The organism is Caballeronia sp. LZ003 (genome assembly GCF_031451465.1).
Taxonomy (GTDB): domain Bacteria; phylum Pseudomonadota; class Gammaproteobacteria; order Burkholderiales; family Burkholderiaceae; genus Caballeronia.
In genome coordinates, this window is sequence record NZ_JARUXJ010000004.1 from 169,010 (window position 1) to 188,634 (window position 19,625).

A 19,625-nucleotide genomic window follows, 5' to 3' on the forward strand; every position below is an offset into this window, starting at 1 on the left:
TTGAATATCGCTGTTGGGCATTGTAGTGCGCAAATGGTGATGGAAATATGAAAGCCCACTTATCCAGACGTCTAGACGACCAGACGAAAGCCGCGTAGCTTAAGATGCCCGCAACGTACAAATCATCAGGGAAAGTCATGAGTCAGAGAGAGGAGCCGCGCGACGAGGCTCGTTCGTTCGACCGCCGCGAATGGATGGCGGTGCTGGCGCGCACGCCGCGCGAGAGTTTGCAGGCGGCGCTCGAAGGCATGAGTGTGCCGCGCTTCGACTGGTTGCGCGCGCCGGATATCGGCCTGGCAATGGTGCGGGCGCGCATCGGCGGCTCGGGAGATGCCTTCAATCTCGGCGAGACTACCGTCACGCGCGCCACGCTGCGTTTGCATATGGACGACGGCAGCGCGCCGGTCGGTGTCGCGGTGCATATGGGCCGCGATAAGGAGCGCGCGAAGCTTGCAGCGCTGATCGACGCGCTGCTGCAGACGCCCGCGCATGCGCAGCGCTTGCAGACGGAAGTGATCGCACCGTTGGCCGCGCGTCTCGCCGACGAACGGCGCCGCAAGGAAGCGGAAGCGGCTACGACCAAGGTCGAATTCTTTACGATGGTGAGAGGGGAATGATGCAGATAGACATGGCCGCTCTCGTGCCCGGCTTCAACGACCCGGTGCACGATGCCCAACGCGTCTTTCGCGCTTTGCTGGAAGCGTTGTCGCGTCCGGGCAGCATCGTCGCGATTGATGCCGCGTTGCCGAACAATCACGCCATGCGCGATGCGCTTGCACACCGCGTGCCGCTTGCAGCTTTCGCGTCGCTGCTCGCGCTCGCCGATTATTCGACGCCTGTATTCATCGAAGGCGGGAACGCCGCATTCGGCGATGCCTTGCGCTTTCATGCAAGCGCGCCGCTCACGCCGAATCACAGCGAAGCCGCGTTCGCCTATCTCGGCGATGCAGCCGCGTTGCCCGCGCTCGATGCCTTCTCGTCTGGCGAACCGGAAACGCCGGAAGATGCGGCGACGCTTTTCATTCGCGTGCCTTCGTTGACCGAAGGCGAGCCGCTCGTGTGGCGCGGTCCGGGGATCGAAGACAAGCGCAGTGTCGCCATTGCGGGACTCACGCGCGATTTCTGGCAACAGCGCGCGGCGCTAACCGCGCAGTTTCCATGCGGCATGGATTGCTATTTCGTGGCGGGTGGCGCGCTCGTCGGCTTGCCGCGCACGACGCAAGTGGAGGTGAACTGATGTACGTCGCGGTGAAGGGTGGCGAAAGAGCCATCGAACGTTCATGGGATGTGCTCGCCAAGCATCGGCGCGGCGACTTGCAGGTGCCCGAGCTGCGCGTCGCGCAGATTCGCGAGCAGTTGCGTCTCGCGGTGGCGCGCGTGATGACCGAAGGCTCGGTCTACGACGAAGAACTCGCGGCGCTCGCCATCAAACAGGCGGCAGGCGATCTGGTCGAGGCGATTTTTCTGCTGCGTGCGTATCGCACGACGTTGCCGCGCTTCGGCTACACCTTGCCCGTGGACACGGCAGCGATGTGCGTGGAACGGCGCATCTCCGCTGCGTTCAAGGATATTCCGGGCGGGCAGATGCTGGGCGGCACCTACGATTACACCCAGCGTCTGATCGACTTCAGCTTGCTGGCCGAAGGGGAAGTGATTAGCGATGCAACGACTTCCAGCGACCACGCCGAAGCCACGAACGATATGCCGCGCGTGTTGTCGATGCTCAACAAGGAAGGGCTAATCGAGCAGGAACGCGCGCAGGAAGATTCACCGGAGCCGGGCGACCTCTCGCGCGAACCGCTTGCGTTTCCCGCTGATCGTGCAACGCGTCTGCAAAACCTTGCACGCGGCGACGAAGGCTTTCTGCTGGCAATGGGATACGCCACGCAGCGCGGCTACGCGCACAGCCATCCATTCGCAGGCGAGATTCGTCACGGTGAAGTGGCCGTGGAAATGCATATCGATGAGCTCGGTTTTGCGGTGGAGATCGGCGATATCGACATCTCCGAATGCCAGATGATCAACCAGTTCGCGGGCAGCGGCGAAGTGCCGCCAAAGTTCACGCAAGGCTATGGTCTCGCGTTCGGGCATTCGGAGCGCAAGGCCATGGCCATGGCGCTCGTCGATCGTTCCTTGCGAGCGGAAGAGTTGGGCGAGACCATCGGCTCACCCACGCAGGATGTCGAGTTCGTGCTCTCGCATAGCGACAACGTCGAGGCATCGGGCTTCGTGCAGCACTTGAAACTGCCGCATTACGTGGACTTTCAGTCGGAACTGGAATTGCTGCGGCGACTTCGTGCATCGCACGGCAAGGAGAAGACGGCCTGAATAACGCGCTGACCGAAGGCTTGAACTTCGCTTATCTGGACGAGCAGACCAAGCGCATGATTCGTCGCGCCTTGCTCAAGGCCGTTGCGGTGCCGGGGCATCAGGTGCCGTTCGCCTCGCGTGAAATGCCGCTGCCGTATGGTTGGGGCACGGGCGGTTTGCAGGTGACGTCGGCGATCATCGGCGCGGACGATACGCTCAAGGTGATCGATCAGGGCTCCGACGAAACCACCAACGCGGTCAACATTCGCCGCTTCTTCGCGCGCACGGCGGGCGTGGCAACGACCACGCGCACCGCGGACGCCACCATCGTGCAAACACGTCACCGCATTCCTGAAACGCCGCTCACGGAAGCGCAGATTCTCGTGTACCAGGTGCCGATGCCCGAACCGCTCTACAGGCTGGAGCCGCGCGTGACGGAGTGCAGGAAACTGCATGCGCTCGCGGACTACGGTCTCATCAACGTGAAATATTACGAGGATATCGTGCGGCACGGCAGCATTGCGACGACCTACGATTATCCAGTGCTGGTGAACGATCGCTACCTCGCGGCGCCTTCGCCTATTCCGAAGTTCGACAATCCGAAGATGCACATGAACGCGGCGCTGCAACTCTTCGGCGCGGGACGCGAGCGGCGCATCTACGCCATTCCGCCTTATACGAAGGTGAAGAGTTTGGATTTCGAAGATCATCCATTCAGCGTGCAGAAGTGGGACCATGCGTGCGCGCTGTGCGGGTCGCGTGAGAGCTTTCTCGATGAAATGATCGTCGACGACGAAGGCGCGCGCATGTTCGTATGCTCCGATAGCGACTATTGTCACAGCCGCCGCGACGAGCAAGAGGCAAAGGAGGCGGCGCAATGAAGACGCTCTTGAATGCGCGCGGACTCACCAAACGCTACGACGGACGCGGCGGTTGCGTCGATGTGGACCTTGCGGTCTATCCGGGCGAGGTGCTGTGCATCGTGGGCGAGTCGGGTTCGGGCAAGTCGACTCTATTGAACGCGCTTGCGCTCAGAAGCAGCATCGACGAAGGTGCGCTCGACTACACCACGCGTGAAGGCGAAACGCTGGATCTGCTCACGCTCGGCGAGCCACGCAAGCGACTTTTGTCGCGCACGGAATGGGGCTTCGTGCATCAGAATGCACGCGATGGATTGCGGCGCAACGTGTCGGCGGGTGCGAACATCGGTGAGCCGTTGATGGCCATCGGCGCGCGCCACTATGGCCGTTTGCGCGAGACGGCTTCGGACTGGATGGGCCGTGTCGAGCTCGATGCGATGCGCATCGACGAATTGCCTTCGGCTTTTTCGGGCGGGATGCAGCAGCGCTTGCAGATCGCGCGCAATCTCGTGACCGGGCCGCGACTCGTCTTCATGGACGAACCTACCGCCGGTCTCGACGTATCCGTGCAGGCGCGTCTGCTCGACTTGCTGCGTACCTTGACGAACCAGCTGCATCTCGCCGCTGTAATCGTCACGCACGATATCGGCGTGGCACGCTTGCTCGCGCATCGGTTGATGGTGATGAAGGACGGGCGCGTGGTGGAGAGCGGTCTCACGGATCAGGTATTGGATGATCCGCAACATCCTTATACGCAGACGCTGGTGGCGTCCGTGCTGCCGGTTTGAGGTGCAACAGATGACTACGACAGACGAAGAAGCGTTCGCCGCGCGCACGGAGCTAATGCTGCGCGCACGCGACATAGAAAAGACCTTCACGCTGCATCAGCAGGGCGGTGTGCGCATCGTGGCGCTCGCGGGTGTATCGCTCGATGTGGAACGCGGCGAATGCGTGGTGCTCGCGGGCGCTTCAGGCGCCGGCAAAAGTACGTTTCTGCGTTGCATGTACGGCAATTATCTCGCGACGCGCGGCAGTATCGCCATTCGCGACGACAGCCGCGCTTCGCGACATCTCGTGCTGACCGAAGCCGAGCCGCACGACATCATCCGCTTGCGCAAAAGCACGCTCGGTTACGTGAGCCAGTTTCTCCGCGCCATCCCGCGTGTCTCTTCGCTCGATCTCGTCGCGGAACCGCTGGTCTCGCGCGGTGTCGATGAAGACGAAGCACGTGAGCGCGCGAGCGTCCTGCTCGCAAGGCTGAACGTACCGCGACGCTTATGGTCGCTCGCGCCCGCGACGTTTTCCGGCGGCGAGCAACAGCGTGTGAACATTGCGCGCGGGCTGATCGCGGCGCATCCTGTCTTATTGCTCGATGAGCCCACGGCGTCGCTCGATGCACAGAACCGGGACGTCGTAGCCGATCTCATCGTCGAAGCGCGCGAGCGGGGCGCGGCCATCGTCGGTATCTTTCACGACGAAGATACGCGTGAGCGCGTGGCAACCCGCATCGTGCGCCTTGCAACACCGGTAGTGGTCCACTCATCCGAAGACGGAGCATTGCAGACATGCTGATTACGAATGCGCGCATCGTCACGCGCAACGAGGAATTCACGGGCACGGTGCGCATCGAGGAGGGCTGTATCGCGGATGTATCGCCGGGAAATACGGCGACGCGCGATGCGTTGAACTGGGACGGCGACTATCTGCTGCCGGGCTTCGTCGAACTGCATACGGACAACATCGAAAAGCATCTCGCGCCGCGTCCCGGCGTGCTGTGGAATCACGAAGCGGCGATCATCGTGCATGACGCGCAAGTGGCTTCGGCCGGCATCACGACCGTGTTCGATGCGCTCGGTGTGGGCTCGCGTCCCGAAGACGGCGTGCGTGGCCGCGAACTTCAAGTGCGGTGCGCGCAGTCCATCGGCAAGTTCGTCGAACGCGGACTCTTGCGCGCCGATCACTTCCTGCACTTGCGTTGCGAAGTCGGCACGACGGACGTGGTCGAGGTATTCGATTCACTGAGCGCGCATCCGCTCTTCAGGCTCGCATCGGTGATGGACCATACGCCGGGTCAGCGCCAGTGGCAGGACCATGAAAAGTGGCGCAAGTATCAGGAACGTCACGGCAAGTGGAGCGACGAACACGCGAATGACGTGCTCGCGCAACTGGCCGAGCATCAGGCGCGTTACGCGGCGGCGCATCGTGCGGACATCGTCGCGCGTTGTCGGCGCTTGGGCATCTCGCTTGCAAGCCACGACGACACGCTCATCGAGCATGTGGAAGAAGCCGCGCGCGACGGCATTGCGCTCGCGGAATTCCCGACCACGCTCGATGCAGCCCGTGCCGCGCGCGAACATGGCATCGCCACGATCATGGGCGCGCCGAACGTCGTGCGTGGCGGCTCGCACTCGGGCAACGTGTCGGCGCTCGAACTCGCTCGCGAAGGGTTGCTCGACATCCTCTCGTCCGATTACGTGCCTTCGAGCCTGCTCATCGCGGTGTTCGATCTCGTCGAGAAGGCGGGATGGACCTTGCCGCGCGCGGTGGCCACGGTTTCTTGGGCACCCGCGCACGCGGCCGGACTCGCCGACCGTGGGGCCATCGTGACGGGCTTGCGCGCCGACTTCGTGCGCGTCGCGCTGGCGGACGGTCTGCCTGTGCCGCGCGAGACTTATCGCAACGGGCAGCGCGTTTCTTGAAACGCCGACAGCCCCGCGCAAGGCAACCGACATACACGGGTAAGCCCGCGTTGCGAAGGCATGCAGACTTCAGTACTCTCGCGCATGAATTAGTTCGCTATGTGAATCGCTGTTCGCCTGACGAACATTAGTCGAACGACGATTGCCAATCATCGACGAGGGAATGAAGTGAGCCGAAGTCCTGCTGTGAACGTGCAGACGTTCATCAACGAGCACCCGTTTTCGCCCTTCCAGTGGCTGATCTTCGTGATGTGCTTCGTCATCGTGCTGCTGGATGGTTTCGATACGGCGGCCATCGGATTCATCGCGCCATCGCTCGTATCCGAATGGCAGATCAGCCGGCCCGCGCTCGCGCCTGTTCTGAGCGCTGCGTTGTTCGGGCTCGCGGCGGGCGCGCTGCTTTCCGGGCCGTTGTCGGACCGGCTCGGACGACGGCTGATGCTGTTGTCCTCGGTACTGCTGTTCGGCGTGGCGTGCTTTGCATCGGCGTATTCGGCAAGCCTCACGCAACTCACGGCGTTGCGCTTTGTTACGGGCCTCGGCCTCGGCGCCGCCATGCCCAATGCCGTCACCATGATGAGCGAGTTCTGCCCGGACAAGCGCCGCGCGACGCTCATCAACCTGATGTTCTGCGGCTTTCCGCTGGGCGCGGCATTCGGCGGCTTTCTCGCGGCATGGATGATTCCGCATTTCGGCTGGCGCAGCGTGCTGCTGCTCGGTGGCGTGGCGCCGCTCGTGCTCGTCGTGCTGCTCTTCATCAGCCTGCCGGAATCGGTGCGCTACATGGTCGCGAAGAACAAGCCGGCCGAGAAGATTCGCGCGACGCTTGCACGCATTTCATCGGCGGCGGCCAACGCAGGATCGTTCTTCATGACGGAGACGGCGCCCGCGGTGCAGGGGCAGGGCGGCGTGAGCGTGGTGTTGTCGCGCTCGTATATCGTCGGTTCGATCATGTTGTGGCTCGCATACTTCATGGGCCTCGTGATCTTCTATGCATCGATCAACTGGATGCCGATTCTCCTCAAGGAATCTGGCCTGAGTCCGCAACGCGCGACGCTGATCTCCGCGTTGTTCCCGCTCGGCGGCGTGGGCGCTGTCTTGTGCGGCGTGTTGATGGATCGCTTCAATCCGAACCGCATCATTGCCGCGTGCTATGCGTTGACCGCGGTGAGCGTGTACTTCATCGGGCAGGCGGTGGGCAACGTGGGATTGCTCGTGCTGATCGTGTTCCTTGCTGGCGTGTTGATGAACACGGCGCAATCGTCGATGCCGGCGCTCGCGGCATCGTTTTATCCGACTCAGGGACGCGGCACCGGCGTGGCGTGGATGCTGGGCATCGGGCGCTTCGGCGGTATCGCGGGATCGTTTCTCGTGGCTGAACTGACGCGATTGCACTTCAGCTTCGGCGGCATCTTCGCGGTGATCGGCGTCGCGGGATTGATCTCGGCGGTGGCGTTGCTCATCAAGCAGGCCGCGCATCCGCAGGCCGCGTTGCCGAGCGATTTGAAGGCTACGGAGCCGGTCGGGCATTGAGGATGGGTTGTGTCTGGATGATGTCGAATCGCCCTGCGTGGACGTTGGTCGCGCAGGCGAATTGTTTTGGATGTGGGGCTTTGCCGAGAGGCCATGGCCACCAGTCTTTCACTCATCGCACTCCTGTTTGCCAATCGTCAGACCGTGGCATGTCGTGTGCTGATGAAGAACATGCGACCTGCCGCTGCGTGTCAACACCGCAGCAGCAAGGAGGCACCACAAGCCGCACGACATCGCATCTTGCAACCGCAAAAAGGAGTTTTTCGATATGAAGCGTATCGCCATTTCATGCGCCGCTGGCGCACTCGCCCTGGTTTGCGCATCCGCATTCGCACAGGACAATCCTCCCAGCTCGAATACGGGCCTGCAAGCAGGCGACAACGCCCAAACGACCACGACGCACGCACACAAGACTCATTCGAAGGCCACGCACAGCAGCCAGTCGTCGATGAAGCCCGGTCCGTCGACCACGCCTGGCGGCACGGCCACGCCCGGCACCGCAGGCGCACCGGTCAGCGCGAGCGGCTCGGGTAACTGAGGTCTGAAATAATCGGCGGAACAGCCGCTGGAAACATGAACGGGACGCTCAAGGGCGTCCCGTTTTACATGGCGATTCAATTCGAAAAAGAATCCGCCATCGAGAAGCGCGCGTATGAACGCGCTATGACAATGCAAAACTGGCCATCATGTTGCGCGCTTCAGCTCACGCAAATCAAAGCCGTACCTTACTTTGCAAACAACGACGCCATATTGGCAAACGCCTTGATCTCGACCGCATTGCCCGACGGGTCGAGGAAAAACATGGTCGCCTGCTCGCCCACTTCGCCCTTGAAACGGACATGCGGTTCGATGATAAAACGCGTGTTCGCCGTACGCAGCTTCTCGGCCAACGCTTCCCACTGCGGGATCGACAGCACGACGCCGAAGTGACGCACCGGCACGGCATCGCCATCTACAGCGCTCGTCGTGCGATGCCCCACTTCCTCGGGCGCCAAATGCGCGACGATCTGATGTCCGTAAAAGTCGAAATCGACCCAGTCCGGTGAACTGCGGCCTTCGGGGCAACCGAGTAGATCACCATAAAACTCGCGCGCGGACGCAAGGCTGTGAACGGGGAAAGCAAGATGGAAAGGCGGCATGGCGGCCTGAGTCGTGCTCATGGTGCAACTCCTTTTTGTGGGGTTCGACAGCGTTTGACCCAGATTCTATTCACAAATAAAAGTGCTGAAAAACGATATATTGCGGGAGTCAGCCCCAAATTTATCGATGAATCAATATGCTGCGCGAACTCACTACTTTCATTGCGGTCGCGCGCCACGGCACCTTTGCCGGCGCGGGCGCGCACATCGGGCTCACGCAGTCGGCGGTGAGCGCGCAGATGCAGCGTCTCGAAGCGCATTTGGGCTTCGCCTTGTTCGACCGCACCGGACGCTCCGCCACACTCAACAAGGCGGGCCGCCGCACGCTGGAACTCGCGGATGAACTCATGGCGCTCTATACGCGCCTCGCCGAACCCGAGGGCGTCGACGGGCGTGGCGGCGCGTTGTCGGTCGGCGCGATTGCATCGGCGCATGCGGCGCTGTTGCCCGATGCCATCGGCGCGTTCAGACGCGTGCTGCCCGCGTGGCGCATCCGGCTCGTGCCGGGCGTGTCGCTGTCGCTGCTCGCACAGGTCGATGCAGGCGAAACGGACATGGCCGTCATCATTCGTCCGCCGTTCGCGATACCTTCCGAATTGCGCTGGCGCACGCTCGTCGCCGAACCGTTCGTGTTGCTTGCGCCCGCCGCCATGAAGCGCGCCGCCTGGCGCGAAGTAATAGAGACGGCGCCGTTCATCCGCTACGACCGGCGTTCGTTCGGCGGACGGCAAGTGGAAACGTTCTTGCGCAAGCAACGCATAGCGGTGCGCGACGCCATCGAAGTGGACGAGTTGCAAGGCATCGCGCAAATGGTCGCGCGCGGCTTGGGCGTTGCGCTCTTGCCCGTATCCGATGGCATCGGCCCGTGGCCTGCCGGCGTCGTCGCGCTCGGTCTGGGCGACGACACGTTCCATCGCGAGATCGGGCTGGTCGAGCGTTCGCGCAAGGGACGGCAAGACGCGGCGGCACAACTCGCGGATTGCATCGCCGATGCGGCCAGTCGCAAGCCGGAAACGCCGCTTCCGGCGCGCAAGCGCGCGCGTGTAAAAAACAGCGCCTAGAATGCGTTGCAGGCGCGGCCCTCGAGTCGTCTCCTTCGTTGTCCGCGCACGCTTTTCCTTTGTCCTTTCGTGGCGGATGTCCATGAGCGACGAGCAACACACTGACACCACTGACGCCGCACCGCCGCTCGGCTTCTTGCGCGCGGGGCTTGCCTGGCTGGATCGCGTGGACCCGGGCACGCATCGGCGTATCAAGGGATTGCGGCTCGTGACCGCGTATGGGCTCGCGGCCGCGCTCGGCGGCTTGCACGACGTGACGCGCGACGTGCCTGCCAGCGTCTCCGTTGGCATGCTGGCCGCCGCCTTCGCGCTTTGGGCAAGCGTGTCAGAAGCGCGCAGCGCGCGCGCCGATTCGAGCCGCGATCTCGCCGTGTTGTGCATCGCGGCCGCGCTTGGCGCCCTCAGCTTTGCGCTCTTCGGGCCGTGGCTGCACGAAATGGGGCGCGGCGGCGCGGAGTTCGTGCTCGTCACGGGCGCGTTCCTCGCGGGCTATCTCAAGCGTTTCGGCCTGCTCGGCGCGGGCGTCGGCTCACAGTTCTACATCGGTCAACTGGTCGCTTACTCGATGAACCTGACACCGGGCGATTCATGGGCGATTACGCTCGCGCTCGTCATCGGCATGATCGCGGCAATCGTGCCGCGTGTGCTGAGCGGGCCGGCGGAGCATCCGGTGGTGTTGCCCGCGCTCGCGTCCGAGCCGGCTTACTGGCGGCAGCAGGTTTCTCCCGCGCTTGCCATGGGTCTGCAGGCGGCGAGCGGCGCGCTCGTGGTGGCGTTGTTGAACGCGGCGTTCGGCATGGCGGAATCGGCGTGGGCGATCACGGCCTGCGTCTACGTGGTCGCGACTTCGGCTGTCGGCACGGCACACCGCGTGCGGCGGCGCATCTACGGCACGCTCGTGGGCGTGCCTGTCGGCCTCATTTGCCTGCCGCTTGCGGAACACGCGCCGCTCTTCATCTGGGCGATGGCCGCCCTCGCGATGATCGTCTACGCCATGGCGCTGCCCGAGCGCTATGACATTGCGTGCGGCGCTTTCGCCTTTACGCTCATCGTGACGATGGCCGCGAGCGGCATTCACTCGATACCGCTGCTCGCCGCGCGCGCGTGGGAGACGTTGCTGGGCGGCGCTCTTGGGCTCATTGCGGCGAAGTTGATCTTCCCGTTGCGCGAGGTCGGCTAACCACGCGCGGTGGCAGAACGCAGCGACGAAGCGGCATGGCACGGGCCTCGCACGCAAAGCGGTAAAGCACCGCAAAGCGGCAAGCACGGCAAAGCATGAACCCGTCAGCGCTTACTCGCCTTCGCCACCACCTCGTCGAGCAATTGCAGGTCCACGGGCTTCACCAGATGCCCGTCGAAGCCCGCCTGCGCCGAACGTTCCTTGTCGCCTTCCTGACCGAAGCCCGTCATCGCGACGATCATCGCGCGTCCGACGAGCCGTTGCGAGCGTAGCGAGCGCAGCACCGCGAAGCCGTCGATATCCGGCAAAGCCAGATCGAGCAGGATCAGCGCGGGCGGAAAATGCCGGATGACGTCGATACCTTCCGTGCCGTGATAAGCAATGCGCACCTCGTGCCCCTTCATCTGCAGCAGCATGGCGAGGCTGTCGGCGGAATCGACGTTGTCATCGATCACGACGATACGCAATGTCCCCGATGCGGCCGGCGCTGCCAGCAAACCGGCAATGGGCACATCGTCGGCGGGCGCGTAGGGCAATCGCACGGTGAACGTGCTGCCGCGACCGGTGCCGTCGCTCGCGGCGGAGATGGTGCCGCCGTGCATTTCGACGATCGAACGGCACAACGTGAGACCAATGCCAAGCCCGGCTTCGCCTGGGTTCAGGTAATGATCTTCCTGTACGAAGAGATCGAAGATAGCCGTCAAACCCTTCTGCGAAATGCCGCGGCCACGGTCGGACACTTTCAGCAGCAAGGCGTTGCGCTCGCGCTCCACGCAGATGTGGATGCTGCTGCCGTGCGGCGAAAACTTCGATGCGTTGTTGAGCAGATTCTGCACGACCTGAACGAGCCGCGTGCCATCGCCCAAGACGAAGATAGGCTCGTGCGGCAATTCGGTGGTGATGCTCTGCGCGCGGTCGTCGGTGAAAGGGCGCACGAGTTCGATGCTGCGTTCGACGATTTCGGTCACGCCCACGCGCGCCATGCGCAGTTCGATTTTGCCGGTGGTGATACGGCCCATGTCCAGCAGATCGTCGACCAGTCGGCCGAGATGCGAAGTCTGTCTGTCGATGATGTCGCGGCACGAAGCGAGTCTCGGCGAGATATCCGCTTCCATCTGCATGACGCCGACGGCATTGCGCACGGGCGCGAGCGGATTGCGCAATTCGTGCGCGAGCGTGGCGAGAAACTCGCTGATGCGTCGCGACGATACTTCGAGTTGCTCCAGTCGCTTTCTTTCGCTCATGTCGCGCGTGACCTGGGAGAAGCCACGCAGCGTCCGGTGCTCGTCATACACCGCCGTGATCACCACGTTCGCCCAAAACAGCGACCCGTCCTTGCGCACGCGCCAGCCCTCGGTCTCGATGCGCCCCATGCGAATGGTGGTCTGCAATTGCAATGCGGGCACGTTCGCGGCGATGTCCTCGGGCGAATAGAAGAGGGAGAAGTGCTTGCCGAGAATCTCCGCCGGCAGATATCCCTTGATACGCACCGCGCCCATGTTCCAGCTTTCGATCTCGCCTTCCGGGCTCAACATGCAAATGGCGTAGTCGCTCACGCTTTCGACGAGCAGGCGGAAGCGTTCTTCGGAAAGCCGCAGCTTGGTTTCCTCGGCGCGCTTCGCGGTGAGATCGCGCGTGTACTTGGCATAGCCGATGATCTCGCCACGCGTGTCGCGCGCCGCCGTGATGACGACATTGGCCCAGAAACGCGTGCCGTCCTTGCGAACACGCCAGCCTTCGTCCTCGAAACGGCCAGTGGCATACGCCTCCTTCAGCTCGTATTCGGGCCAGCCCCGCGCCACGGAATCCGCCGTATAGAAACGCGACAGATGCTGACCGATGATCTCGTGCGCCTCGTAGCCCTTGATCTTGCGCGCGCCCGTGTTCCAGGTCGTGATGCAGCCATTGAGGTCGAGCATGAAGATCGCGCAATCTTCGATGGCATCGACAAGCGTGTGATAGCGCTCGTCTTCGATAGTCGAGTCATTCGGCTTGTCGGACGCCGGTTCCGCTGGCCTGGCAGTGCGCAAGGTAGTCATGGTTCTGATGGGCGGCGCTCAGGTTGAGAAGTTGCAAACGCAACGACCGCGATGCTTTCAAAAATCCGCGTTCGTCATGCAGCGGTGTTTTCGACACATGAAAACGCCGCGTGCGCGCCAGCAGTTTAACCCTTCGTGTGCTGCTTCCGCTTCTTGTCGGGATTTCGTCCACCCAATATTATCCGCGCTTTAGAGGGGATTTCAGCACGGGCGTGCGCGCTTAGACTGCAGGCACATTTCAGGAGGCCGCGCGACCGTCAGGCAGTGAGAGAAAGCCCGTGAAGTGATTTCGATAACCCTTCATGGAGCACTCACATGACTCGCAAACTCGGCATGATCTTTCTCATCGCGGCGTCGCTTGCCGCTTCTTATGCGCTCGCCAGGGGATTCGGCACGGCTTCGCGGCAATGCGTCACCGTGCAGATGATCGCATCGGACGACGCACCCGCGGACAACGGCGATAACGCGGGTACATCGCCCAAGGACAAGGAGGACAGTCCGCTCACTCGTGCACAGGACTGAGCACGGTTTCGCGCCGTGGGCTGATCTTCACGGCGGGCATGAAGAGCATGGAGGCGACCGCGCCGAGCGCGACGAAGAACATCGCGGTGAAAGTCAGATGCAGCGCATGGTGCAGTGCAAGACGGATCTCGTTATTGCTTGCGAAGTCGCCCGGCACGCTCGTCAACAAACGCTTCAACTGATCCGCGTGGACGGCGGGCATGCCGGTCACATGCGTTAGACCGTAGTTCTGCACCGCGCCGAACACCGCCGCGCCGAGCGTGTTGCCGAGATTGCGCGCAAAGAGATTGGATGCCGTCGCGCTGCCGCGTTCGTGCGGCTTCACGATCTCCTGAATCAGGATGAGGCACGAGACGCTCGTCACGCCCATGCCGAAGCCGACGACCGCCGAGCCGATTCCCGCCCACACCGGGCTCATGTCCGGGTTGAGGAACACGAACGGCAGCGAGCCAAGCGGAATGAAGAACGCGCCGCCGATCAAAAGCCGCCTCAGGCCGATGCGCGCGAACGTCCGCGAGGTGAACGTGGCGCCGCTTGGCCAGCCGACCATCATCATGGTGAGCGTGAAGCCGGCTTCGACCGGTGAGCGATGCATCACGCCCTGCACGTACATCGGCAGGAAAGTGGTAAGGCCCATCATCGCCATGCCGGCGAGCAGGGTCGCCGCGTTGCCCGCTGCAATCGGGCGATGTGCCCAGAGGCCGAAGTTGATCATCGGGTCGGCGGCGCGGCGTTCCTGCCAAACGAAGAGGCACGCGCTCGCAATCAGCACCGCCACTTCCACGGCTACCCGCGTGTTGCTGGCGTGGCCGGCATCGGTCAGAGCCATCATCAGCGCGGCGACGGCGGCGGTGAAAAAGAACGCGCCAGCGAAGTCGATCGACGGGCGGCCGTGGCGTTTCTCTTCGTGCAGGAACATGACGAACAGCAGCGCGGCGAGAAAGCCGATCGGCACGTTGATCCAGAAGATCCACGCCCACGAGAACTGCCGGATGAGCAGACCGCCGACCATGGGTCCGAGCACGGCCGATACCGCCCACACGCTTGCCAAATAGCCCTGCACCTTGCCGCGTTCATGCGCCGGGTAAAGGTCGCCGACGATAGTCAGCACCACCGGCAAAATGGCGCCCGCGCCCACGCCTTGCAGCAAACGGAACACGATCATTGCGGGCATCGACCAGGCAAAGCCCGCGAGCACCGAGCCGATCAAGAAGATGGCGATGCCCACGAGCACCGCGGGCTTGCGTCCATAAAGGTCGGCGAGCTTGCCGAACACCACGGTGAGCGCGGTCTGCGTGAGCAGAAACGACGAGAAAACCCAGCTATAGAGATCGAGACCGCCGAGTTGCGTGGCGATTTGCGGCATCGCGGTGGAGACGATGGTGGCCTCGATCGCGACCATTGCCATCGACGCCATCACGGCGGCAATGACGAGCGGACGAACGGTTTGTCTGGCTTGTGGCATGCGTTTCCATGAAAGGAATGGCGCCGCCACGCGAGGCGGATACGGCGCGCGGCAACAGGCGGGCTTACACGAAGAAGGCGATACGGCCAAGGCGAAGCTGCATCAGCCGTTGTGCGGCGGGGCGGCATCGCCTATGAACTCGATTATGAAGCGGTCGACTGCAATGGTAGCGCCTGCTGAAAAAGCCTGCTCGCTTCGCCCGACTCTTCGTCCTCATTTTTCTCTAACTATCGGGGTATACGCTGGGTTCGTGGACAGAAGGTTGGTTCACATCCTCGTTCTCCTCAGCTTTGAGCGTCGGCTCCGACCCGGACCGGCGCTTCTTTTTTAGCACGTCGATGCCAGAACCCTGCGCCGAAAGATCGAAAAGTCCGAAGCCACCGAAAGCCGCTAGTAGAATCGAGACGCCAGCCGGTCCGCGTCTTTTCATCTCGATGCGTCTTCACATGATCAAATCGCTGAGAAATCAACTGGTCGTCGCGCTCGGGCTGCTCGTCAGCGCGGTAGGCTTGCTGCAGGGCATCAGCTCGTATCATCTTTGCCGGACCGGCATGGACGCACTGCTCGACATGCGCCTCGAACAAGTGGCGACCCGCATGCGCGACGGTTTCGCCGAAGGCATTCCGCAGAATCCCGCGCGCGGCACGCAGGACGATCGCGATGTCGTGGTCGTCGTGTGGAAGCCGGACGAAGCCACGCCGTTTCGCACGACCGATCCTTCTCTGCGCTTTCCGCGCGATGCAACCGCGGGCTTCGGCAGCTATCAAGTCAACGACGAATCGTGGCGCGTCTTCACGCGTCAGGATCCGACCATGACCATTCAAGTGGCGCAGCGCAACGCCGTGCGCCGCGAACTCACGCGGGAGGCCGCGACGCAGACGCTCTGGCCCATCGTCGTACTGTTGCCGCTCGTGTGGATCGCGGTCGCGCTCGTCGTGAGCCGCTCGCTGCGCAGGCTCAAACGCCTTGGCGCGAAAGTGCAGGGCATCGATACCGCCAATCTCGAACCGTTGCCCACCTCCGGCGTGCCCGCCGAAATCGCGCCCTTCATCCATTCGATCAACACGATGATCGAGCGCCTCGCGCAATCCATCGAGTCGGAACGCAAGTTCATCGCCGATGCCGCGCATGAACTGCGCACGCCGCTCACGGCCCTGCAATTGCAGGCCGATAATCTCGCGCCGCACATCGCGCCGGGCAATCAGGAGCGTTTTCGCGAGTTGCGACGCGGCATTGGACGCGCGGGCAGCCTCATCACGCAACTTCTGCGCATGGCGCGCGCCGATGCCCCGATGGGCGCGACGCCGCTCACGCGGGTGAATATCGCCACGGTCGTAACGAGCGCCGTGGCCGATGTCCTGCCGATTGCGCTGCAACGCGGCCTCGATATCGGCGCCGAAGAGATGGTCGAGGCCCACGTGCGCGCGGTGGAAACGGATATCGGCATGGCGGTGAAGAATCTCGTTTCGAACGCGGTGCGCTATACGCCGGATGGCGGCACCATCGACTTGCGTATGCGGTGCGAGCGCGACATGGTATGGGTCGATGTCGTCGATACGGGGCCGGGCATTGCGGAAACACTATTGCCGCGCGTATTCGACCGCTTCTTCAGGGCTAACCCTGATATCGAGGGTAGCGGGCTCGGCTTGTCTATCGTGAAGGCGATCGCGCAGCGCTACGGTGGCGATGTGTCACTTCGGAATCGCGATGACGGGCGGTCGGGCATCGTCGCTTCGATTGGCTTTCCGGTCGAGGAAAGCGGCGTGGCTACCGAGGCAAACGCCGCGACAGCCACCGCTTAAAAGGAATGGCCGCGCTGTTTTGTGCCTATTACAATGGGATCGCGTGCTGCGCGTGGGTGATGACCGCGTCAGCTTGGTCGCGTCAATGCGGTGTGCGGACTCAACATGCGAATCCTACTGATCGAAGACGACGTACAGATCGGCACCAGCCTGATGCGCGCCCTCAAGGACGTCGATTACGCCGTGGACTGGGTGCGCGACGGCCAGGCGGGCCGCGAGGCCATGGACGCCGCTGAATACACGGTAGTACTGCTCGATCTCGGCTTGCCCGGCATGTCCGGCCTCGAAGTGTTGCGTGGTGCGCGCACGGCGGGCAACGCGACGCCGGTGCTGATCCTCACGGCTCGCGACGACCTCGACACGCGCGTGCAAGGGCTCGACCTCGGCGCGGACGACTACCTCCTCAAGCCCTTCGACACGCCCGAACTGCTGGCCCGCATCCGCGCGGTGCTGCGCAGAAAGGCGGGTTATGCCACCTCGCGTCTCGGCGACGAATCGATCAATCTCAACCTCGACCAGCGCACGCTTACGTGCGGCGAGACATCCGGCGTGCTGTCGGCGAAGGAGTTCGCGCTGATGCACGCACTCATGGAGCGGCCCGGCACCATCTTTTCGCGCGATCAACTCGAAGACCGGCTTTACGGCTGGGGCAAGGAAGTCGAAAGCAACGCTGTCGACGTGATCATCCATTCGGTGCGCAAAAAGTTCGGCGCAGCGGTGATCCGCAACGTGCGCGGCCTCGGCTGGACCGTGATGCTGGGGCAGGCGGGACGCGACGAAGCGAAGTGAGGGCGTGTCACGCGTAAGGGTCGTCGGGGCGACGGGGGATCGATCCGCAGAAGGTCATGCTGTACGCGTGGTCGCTTTCCTCGACCTGACGCATGCGGCGCTCGAGTTCGGCGTGATCGCCCGACGAGGCAAAGTAGTCGTCGTGCGAATGGTCGTCGGTGGCGGAAAAGAATCTGGAAAGACGTTCGAACATGATGCGCTCCTTAGGCGGACGGTTGGCGACGGCCTGCGCTCGGAATTTAGTATGGCTCGTCGATGGAAACCAGAATAAGGCGCCCGAATTAGCGTTGAATGATGGCTCGCACATGCAGTCGCCAGCACAGAGTTGAGCCTGCGAAACATGTACGCCAACGCACGCGAATGGGCTGCCGCGTCGCACCATCGCGTGGTATCTTCTTTCACACAGGTTTCACACAAGGATGGATGTACAGCAGCGCGTTTGCCCTTTCCGTCGAACGTCTCTCGTGAACGCCGCCATGAACGAAGTGCCTCGTACTCTCAGTGCCCGCGACCGTGTCGAACTGCTTTGCTGGCTGACGTGCGGCAGCCTCGGTGCGTACTATCTCAACGGCGACTGGCCCGCGCCGTCATTTCATGTCGAAGCCGCGCGCAAGTGGCTCGACCGGCATCAGCGCGAAGCCGACTGGCTTGCTATCGCCAAACTCTCTGCCATTGCACGCGATCTTGCCGCGCGACATTGCGCCATCCTCGAATCCGACTGGGCGCGCGAAGCGGTCGAAGAGATTTTGGACAGCGAAGACCTCAACTTCAATTCGGGCGTGGTGCGGCCCATTCTGGAGGATTGCCGCCGGGCGTTGGCGGAGAAGCGGGTTCCGGAGTAGACGATTAACGTACGCGAGTCGTGAGGGCGGTCGCGCCGCCAACCGCAGGCCGCTAGCGCCACGTGCTCTATCTAGCGAATTATAGGAAAGTATAAGGTAGTCGAGATATACTACGCTATATATTGTTATAGAGTCATAGTCATGGATCCGGTTCGGAACCCATTTGCGCCCGGTGCCGGTAGCCAGCCGCCCGAACTCGCTGGGCGCGAAGCAATCATCGAGGACGCACGTATCGCCATTGAACGCGCGGTGCTCTGTAAGCCCAGCCGTTCGCAAATGTTCCTGGGCTTACGCGGCGTAGGCAAGACCGTGCTGCTCAACGCAGTCGAAGCGCTCGCTAATCAGCGTGGCCACGTCACTTCCATGATCGAGGCGCCCGAGAACAAATCGTTGGGTGAGCAACTGCTGCCACGCATGCATCAAGTGCTTCGAAAACTGTCCGTCGCCGCGAATGCCAAGGCGAAGACTTACGACGCGCTGCGAGCGTTGAGGTCGTTTGCCTCCGCATTCAAGTTGGAATATGGCGATGTCTCGATCGCGGTGGATCCCGAAGTAGGAGTCGCGGACAGCGGCGACCTCGAGAATGATCTTCCAGAACTGTTCGTGCGTATCGGCGAGGCCGCTAAAGCTGCCGGTAAAGCCTGGACGCTCCTGATCGATGAAGTCCAGTACCTAAGCGAAAAAGACTTAGCCGCTCTCATCGTGTCATTGCACAAGATCAACCAGGCGCGCTTGCCCGTGCTGTTTTTCGGCGCCGGCTTGCCACAGGTCGCGGCCCTGTCGGGACAAGCCAAATCGTATGCGGAGCGGCTGTTTCACTACCCGGAGGTCGGTGCTCTGCCTGAGGACGATGCCAAGGCAGCGATCCGTCAACCAGTGAACGACGAAGGCGCCGGTATCGACGATGCTGCTCTGAAAGAGATTTTCCTCAAGACGAGAGGCTATCCCTACTTTCTGCAGGAGTGGGGCCATCAGTCCTGGAATCTCGCCGTCGGCGACACGATTACCGTACGCGACGCAAGGCGCGCCGAGTCGACAACGCTCAAGCGTCTGGACGAAGGGTTCTTCAAAGTTCGCTTCGATCGCCTGACGCCCAAGGAACGCGAATACGTCATTGCCATGGCGAAATTAGGCAGTGGCCCTTATCGTTCGTCCGACGTTGCGGACGCGCTCGGCGAAACCCCGCAGAGTCTCGGTCCTCGCCGCGCGCAGATCATTAACAAAGGCATGATCTACAGTCCGTCCCATGGTGATATCGCGTTCACCGTGCCGATGTTCAATGACTACCTGATTCGCAATTTAAGCATTCTTGGCTGACCGGGCTGCGGATTTGCGCCGAGCGCCGCTAGGGACATAAGGCAGACTAGCGCGAATCACTGTATGA

20 protein-coding genes are annotated in these 19,625 nt (G+C 62.4%); 16 read left to right on the forward strand and 4 right to left on the reverse strand.

What is annotated here, in order from left to right; translation table 11 throughout:
• Positions 1-137 precede the first annotated feature (137 nt).
• The 9 genes from phnG to QCE79_RS24955 all read left to right on the forward strand — a co-directional run bounded on the left by phnG (position 138) and on the right by QCE79_RS24955 (position 7,940).
• On the forward strand, positions 138-617 hold the full coding sequence (gene phnG / locus QCE79_RS24915) for a phosphonate C-P lyase system protein PhnG (RefSeq protein ID WP_250510389.1): 480 nt from the start codon (positions 138-140) through the stop codon (positions 615-617).
• Positions 614-1,237, forward strand: coding sequence for a phosphonate C-P lyase system protein PhnH (gene phnH, locus QCE79_RS24920; protein ID WP_250467517.1), 624 nt, complete (start codon positions 614-616; stop codon positions 1,235-1,237). Before phnG ends, phnH begins: the two co-directional genes overlap by 4 nt.
• Entirely contained in the window at positions 1,237-2,328 is a 1,092-nt protein-coding gene (locus tag QCE79_RS24925; RefSeq protein WP_309848399.1) for a carbon-phosphorus lyase complex subunit PhnI, read from the forward strand. Before phnH ends, QCE79_RS24925 begins: the two co-directional genes overlap by 1 nt.
• Complete coding sequence (locus QCE79_RS24930; RefSeq protein ID WP_309850547.1) at positions 2,301-3,191, forward strand: alpha-D-ribose 1-methylphosphonate 5-phosphate C-P-lyase PhnJ; 891 nt, start codon at positions 2,301-2,303, stop codon at positions 3,189-3,191. The genes QCE79_RS24925 and QCE79_RS24930 overlap by 28 nt, the downstream gene beginning before the upstream one ends.
• Positions 3,188-3,958 (forward strand): phosphonate C-P lyase system protein PhnK, encoded by a 771-nt coding sequence (phnK, locus tag QCE79_RS24935; RefSeq protein ID WP_309848400.1) that lies wholly within the window; start codon positions 3,188-3,190, stop codon positions 3,956-3,958. The genes QCE79_RS24930 and phnK overlap by 4 nt, the downstream gene beginning before the upstream one ends.
• Before the next feature lie 10 nt (positions 3,959-3,968).
• A complete protein-coding gene (phnL, locus tag QCE79_RS24940) occupies positions 3,969-4,742 on the forward strand; it encodes a phosphonate C-P lyase system protein PhnL (RefSeq protein WP_309848402.1) in 774 nt (257 codons plus the stop codon).
• Positions 4,736-5,869: an alpha-D-ribose 1-methylphosphonate 5-triphosphate diphosphatase gene (locus QCE79_RS24945; protein WP_250467515.1), complete on the forward strand. Its 1,134-nt coding sequence runs from the start codon at positions 4,736-4,738 to the stop codon at positions 5,867-5,869. Before phnL ends, QCE79_RS24945 begins: the two co-directional genes overlap by 7 nt.
• 168 nt (positions 5,870-6,037) lie before the next feature.
• Entirely contained in the window at positions 6,038-7,402 is a 1,365-nt protein-coding gene (locus tag QCE79_RS24950; protein WP_244828773.1) for an MFS transporter, read from the forward strand.
• A 268-nt stretch (positions 7,403-7,670) separates the two neighbouring features.
• Positions 7,671-7,940, forward strand: coding sequence for a hypothetical protein (locus QCE79_RS24955; protein WP_244828771.1), 270 nt, complete (start codon positions 7,671-7,673; stop codon positions 7,938-7,940).
• A gap of 187 nt (positions 7,941-8,127) precedes the next feature.
• Here QCE79_RS24955 and QCE79_RS24960 read toward each other — a convergent pair whose 3' ends face one another.
• Entirely contained in the window at positions 8,128-8,562 is a 435-nt protein-coding gene (locus QCE79_RS24960) for a VOC family protein (protein ID WP_309848406.1), read from the reverse strand.
• Between the two features lie 116 nt (positions 8,563-8,678).
• On the opposite strand from QCE79_RS24960, the gene QCE79_RS24965 reads away from it, so the two are divergent.
• A complete protein-coding gene (locus tag QCE79_RS24965) occupies positions 8,679-9,602 on the forward strand; it encodes a LysR family transcriptional regulator (RefSeq protein ID WP_244828769.1) in 924 nt (307 codons plus the stop codon).
• 82 nt (positions 9,603-9,684) lie between these two features.
• The gene (locus QCE79_RS24970) at positions 9,685-10,782 is read left to right on the forward strand and encodes an FUSC family protein (RefSeq protein ID WP_309848408.1); all 1,098 of its coding nucleotides are present in this window, start codon (positions 9,685-9,687) and stop codon (positions 10,780-10,782) included.
• Positions 10,783-10,886: 104 nt separating this feature from the next.
• On the opposite strand, the gene QCE79_RS24975 is transcribed toward QCE79_RS24970, so the two are convergent.
• Positions 10,887-12,821, reverse strand: coding sequence for a PAS domain S-box protein (locus QCE79_RS24975; RefSeq protein WP_309848410.1), 1,935 nt, complete (start codon positions 12,819-12,821; stop codon positions 10,887-10,889).
• Positions 12,822-13,136: 315 nt separating this feature from the next.
• On the opposite strand from QCE79_RS24975, the gene QCE79_RS24980 reads away from it, so the two are divergent.
• Positions 13,137-13,343 (forward strand): hypothetical protein, encoded by a 207-nt coding sequence (locus tag QCE79_RS24980; protein ID WP_309848412.1) that lies wholly within the window; start codon positions 13,137-13,139, stop codon positions 13,341-13,343.
• Here QCE79_RS24980 and QCE79_RS24985 read toward each other — a convergent pair.
• A complete protein-coding gene (locus QCE79_RS24985) occupies positions 13,324-14,808 on the reverse strand; it encodes an MDR family MFS transporter (RefSeq protein WP_309848414.1) in 1,485 nt (494 codons plus the stop codon). The two genes, QCE79_RS24980 and QCE79_RS24985, sit on opposite strands and share 20 nt — an antisense overlap.
• A gap of 446 nt (positions 14,809-15,254) precedes the next feature.
• Between QCE79_RS24985 and QCE79_RS24990 the strand changes: the two genes are divergently transcribed.
• Complete coding sequence (locus QCE79_RS24990) at positions 15,255-16,610, forward strand: HAMP domain-containing sensor histidine kinase (protein WP_250510381.1); 1,356 nt, start codon at positions 15,255-15,257, stop codon at positions 16,608-16,610.
• A gap of 105 nt (positions 16,611-16,715) precedes the next feature.
• Positions 16,716-17,399 carry a response regulator transcription factor gene (locus tag QCE79_RS24995; protein WP_244828763.1) on the forward strand — a complete coding sequence of 228 codons (684 nt, stop codon included), beginning with the start codon at positions 16,716-16,718 and terminating at the stop codon, positions 17,397-17,399.
• Between the two features lie 7 nt (positions 17,400-17,406).
• Here the strand turns inward: QCE79_RS24995 and QCE79_RS25000 are convergent, their stop codons facing one another.
• Positions 17,407-17,592: a transcriptional regulator gene (locus tag QCE79_RS25000; RefSeq protein WP_244828762.1), complete on the reverse strand. Its 186-nt coding sequence runs from the start codon at positions 17,590-17,592 to the stop codon at positions 17,407-17,409.
• 283 nt (positions 17,593-17,875) lie between these two features.
• Here QCE79_RS25000 and QCE79_RS25005 point away from each other — a divergent pair, with 283 nt between their 5' ends.
• Positions 17,876-18,241: a hypothetical protein gene (locus tag QCE79_RS25005; protein ID WP_250467509.1), complete on the forward strand. Its 366-nt coding sequence runs from the start codon at positions 17,876-17,878 to the stop codon at positions 18,239-18,241.
• A gap of 141 nt (positions 18,242-18,382) precedes the next feature.
• Complete coding sequence (locus QCE79_RS25010) at positions 18,383-19,558, forward strand: ATP-binding protein (protein WP_250467508.1); 1,176 nt, start codon at positions 18,383-18,385, stop codon at positions 19,556-19,558.
• The last annotated feature ends 67 nt before the right edge of the window (positions 19,559-19,625 follow it).

What these genes read in the sequence shown, in the direction of transcription:
- QCE79_RS24960 (WP_309848406.1), bottom strand. Translation starts at nt 8,562, where the DNA reads ATGAGCACGACTCAGGCCGCCATGCCGCCTTTCCATCTTGCTTTCCCC.
- QCE79_RS24955 (WP_244828771.1), top strand. Translation starts at nt 7,671, where the DNA reads ATGAAGCGTATCGCCATTTCATGCGCCGCTGGCGCACTCGCCCTGGTT.
- QCE79_RS24975 (WP_309848410.1), bottom strand. Translation starts at nt 12,821, where the DNA reads ATGACTACCTTGCGCACTGCCAGGCCAGCGGAACCGGCGTCCGACAAG.
- QCE79_RS24965 (WP_244828769.1), top strand. Translation starts at nt 8,679, where the DNA reads ATGCTGCGCGAACTCACTACTTTCATTGCGGTCGCGCGCCACGGCACC.
- QCE79_RS24980 (WP_309848412.1), top strand. Translation starts at nt 13,137, where the DNA reads ATGACTCGCAAACTCGGCATGATCTTTCTCATCGCGGCGTCGCTTGCC.
- QCE79_RS25000 (WP_244828762.1), bottom strand. Translation starts at nt 17,592, where the DNA reads ATGTTCGAACGTCTTTCCAGATTCTTTTCCGCCACCGACGACCATTCG.
- QCE79_RS24990 (WP_250510381.1), top strand. Translation starts at nt 15,255, where the DNA reads ATGATCAAATCGCTGAGAAATCAACTGGTCGTCGCGCTCGGGCTGCTC.
- QCE79_RS24945 (WP_250467515.1), top strand. Translation starts at nt 4,736, where the DNA reads ATGCTGATTACGAATGCGCGCATCGTCACGCGCAACGAGGAATTCACG.
- QCE79_RS24925 (WP_309848399.1), top strand. Translation starts at nt 1,237, where the DNA reads ATGTACGTCGCGGTGAAGGGTGGCGAAAGAGCCATCGAACGTTCATGG.
- QCE79_RS25005 (WP_250467509.1), top strand. Translation starts at nt 17,876, where the DNA reads ATGAACGAAGTGCCTCGTACTCTCAGTGCCCGCGACCGTGTCGAACTG.
- QCE79_RS24970 (WP_309848408.1), top strand. Translation starts at nt 9,685, where the DNA reads ATGAGCGACGAGCAACACACTGACACCACTGACGCCGCACCGCCGCTC.
- QCE79_RS24995 (WP_244828763.1), top strand. Translation starts at nt 16,716, where the DNA reads ATGCGAATCCTACTGATCGAAGACGACGTACAGATCGGCACCAGCCTG.
- phnK (WP_309848400.1), top strand. Translation starts at nt 3,188, where the DNA reads ATGAAGACGCTCTTGAATGCGCGCGGACTCACCAAACGCTACGACGGA.
- phnH (WP_250467517.1), top strand. Translation starts at nt 614, where the DNA reads ATGATGCAGATAGACATGGCCGCTCTCGTGCCCGGCTTCAACGACCCG.
- phnG (WP_250510389.1), top strand. Translation starts at nt 138, where the DNA reads ATGAGTCAGAGAGAGGAGCCGCGCGACGAGGCTCGTTCGTTCGACCGC.
- QCE79_RS25010 (WP_250467508.1), top strand. Translation starts at nt 18,383, where the DNA reads ATGGATCCGGTTCGGAACCCATTTGCGCCCGGTGCCGGTAGCCAGCCG.
- QCE79_RS24985 (WP_309848414.1), bottom strand. Translation starts at nt 14,808, where the DNA reads ATGCCACAAGCCAGACAAACCGTTCGTCCGCTCGTCATTGCCGCCGTG.
- phnL (WP_309848402.1), top strand. Translation starts at nt 3,969, where the DNA reads ATGACTACGACAGACGAAGAAGCGTTCGCCGCGCGCACGGAGCTAATG.